We start from the raw sequence: 1925 nt of genomic DNA, 5'->3' as shown, positions 1-1925 counted from the left end.
GGCCGTTACCGTCCGGGCACGCCCGGCGCCGGACGGGGACCTCGTGCAGCTGGTCTTCGACGTGCTCCCGCCCGCGCTGGCCGCCGCCGTCCCGACGGCGGACGCCGACGAGGTGCTCGCCGAGGCGCTCCGCCGGACCCAGGAGCAGCTCCAGGTCTCGGTCGAGGAGTTCGAGACGAGCCGTGAGGAGCTCCGCGCCCAGAACGAGGAGCTCCAGTCGATCAACGAAGAGCTCCGCTCGACGGCCGAGGAACTGGAGACCTCGAAGGAGGAGGCGCAGTCGATGTCCGAGGAGCTCCGCACGGTCAACGACGAGCTCAAGCACAAGGTGGACGAGACGGCCCGGGCCAAGGGCGACCTCGAGAACCTCGTCGTCTCGACCGAGATCGCGACGCTGTTCCTCGATCGCCAGCTCCGCATCCAGCGGTTCACGCCCCGCGTCCGCGACCTCTTCCACGTGCTCGCCTCCGACGTCGGCCGCCCGCTCGGCGACCTCGCGCAGAAGTTCGGGGGCTCGCGGCTCGTGGAGGACGCGGAGGCGGTGCTCGACCGGCTGGAGGTGAAGGAGCGCGAGGTGGAGAGCGAGGACGGCCGGTGGTACCTCGTCCACACCCGACCGTACCGGAGCACGGAGGACCGGATCGACGGGGTCGTGGTGACCTTCGTTGATATCACGCGGCGACAGCGCGACGAGACCGAGATCCAGAACCTCAACGCGACGCTCGAGGCGCGCGTCGCGGAGCGGACCGAGCAGGTCCGCCGGCTCTCTGAGCGGCTCGCCGTCGCCGAGCACGAGGAGCGCCGCCGGATCGCGCTCGTGCTCCACGACGACCTCCAGCAGCACCTCGCCGGCCTCGCCATCACCCACCACGTCCTGTGGAAGTCCTTCGCCTCGGACGAGGACCGGGCGCTCCGAGAGAAGGCCGACGAGATCCTCGACAGCGCCACGGCCCTCACCCGAACGCTGGCCTCGGAGTTGAGCCCGCCCTCTCTCGAGAGCGAGGACCTGGTACACACACTCCGGTGGCTGGCCGACCGCAAGCGGGACCTGCACCAGCTGGACGTGACCGTCGAGGTCGACGGACCGTGCGAGGTCCCCGGCGACGGGGTCCGCTCGCTCCTCTACAACACCCTCCGCGAGCTCCTCTTCAACGTGGTCAAGCACGCCGGGACGGCGCGGGCCACGGTCCGGGCCCACCGGGACGGCGAGACCGTCGTGGTAGAGGTCGAAGACGAGGGCGACGGGTTCGACGTCGACGCGCCGGGGGCTGGGCACGGCGGGCTCGGCCTCTTCAGCGTCCGCGAGAGGATCGAGATGGCCGGCGGCCACCTCGAGTTGGACTCGGAGCGGGGCCGCGGCACGCGCGTCACGATCACGGTCCCGGCGGGTGGGGAGCCCCGTCCGAGGGCGCAGGAGTAGGCGTACGCCGCCGTGGGGAGAACCATGGTTCTCACAGGCGAGGGAGCACCCGGGCCCGCGTACGGTACATACAGGACCGACTGCGCTCCCCCAAGCCCCCCTGTGCCCCACCGCATCTTTCTCGTCGAGGACCACGCCGTCATGCGGGCCGCCCTGTCCACGCTGATCGGGTGCGAGGCCGACCTCGAACTGTGCGGGGTAGCGGCGAGCGCCGAGGAAGCCCTGGGTGAGGAGGCGTGGGCGGGGTGCGACCTCCTTCTGACCGACGTCTCGCTCCCAGGGAAGGACGGCATCGCGCTCGCCGAGCACGTCCGCGCCGAGCGCCCCGACCTCCCGGTCGTCGTCGTGTCCGCCTCTGTCGAGCCCGCCACGGTGGCCCGCGCTCGGGCTGCGGGCGCACGGGCGTACCTCTCGAAGGCAGGACTCGGCGGGACGCTCGCCCGTACGCTCCGCGAGGTTCTGGACGAAGACCCACCGCCGGAGGCGTCCTCGGCCTTTCCATAGC

General features: G+C 71.6%; 2 protein-coding genes. Both read left to right on the top strand.

What is annotated here, in order from left to right:
• A partial coding sequence (locus WBA11_RS13215; RefSeq protein ID WP_424521140.1) for a PAS domain-containing protein occupies positions 1 to 1420 on the top strand: 1420 nt, incomplete at its 5' end.
• A 102-nt stretch (positions 1421 to 1522) separates the two neighbouring features.
• The gene (locus WBA11_RS13210) at positions 1523 to 1924 is read left to right on the top strand and encodes a response regulator (RefSeq protein WP_424521139.1); all 402 of its coding nucleotides are present in this window, start codon (positions 1523 to 1525) and stop codon (positions 1922 to 1924) included.
• Position 1925 lies beyond the last annotated feature (1 nt).

Origin of the sequence: Rubrivirga sp., assembly GCF_049648075.1 — a bacterium.
Lineage (GTDB): Bacteria > Bacteroidota > Rhodothermia > Rhodothermales > Rubricoccaceae > Rubrivirga.
The sequence above is the reverse complement of the archived record's forward strand: the minus strand, read 5'-3'. Positions and strand labels throughout refer to the sequence as shown.